The organism is Pseudomonas sp. R-28-1W-6, assembly GCF_009799925.1.
Lineage (GTDB): Bacteria > Pseudomonadota > Gammaproteobacteria > Pseudomonadales > Pseudomonadaceae > Aquipseudomonas.
The window spans coordinates 1-450 of the sequence record NZ_WELK01000027.1; the positions used below are offsets into that span (position 1 = coordinate 1).

1 pseudogene is annotated in these 450 nt (G+C 67.6%); it reads right to left on the bottom strand.

What is annotated here, in order from left to right:
- Positions 1–450, bottom strand: a pseudogene (locus tag F3I62_RS20080) (hypothetical protein); the annotation flags it as partial.

Sequence of the window (450 nt, forward strand, 5' to 3'; positions counted from 1 at the left end):
TGGTCGCCAGCGGGGTCTGGAAGGCGCGGTTGCCCGGGCCCTCGTCGCCGCCGAGGACTTCGTAGCCGGCCTTCAGCGCCACGCCCTTGAGGGTGTAGCCGAGCTCGGCGAGGTAGTAGTCGCTGTCCAGCTCCTGCGGGTTGCTGTCGTAGTCGCTCTGGCGCGCGTATTCCAGGGCGTAGCTGAAGCCCTGGATCGCGCCGTTGAGGCGCAGGCCATTGGTCTGGCTGGACAGCGCGCCCTGGGCGCCGGTGGGGGTGATGGCCAGGTTGTCGAGGTCCAGCAGGTAGCTGTAGGCGGTGGCGGTCAGCTCCGGCATGAACACGTACTGGGCGTTGACCAGGTGGCTATGGCCCTCGATGTTGGCCGGGTTGGCGGCGCTGTCGTGCTGGCCGTTGCCGGGGCCGAAGATGGTGTTGACCTGATCGATGTAGGCGTAGGTCAGGGTCA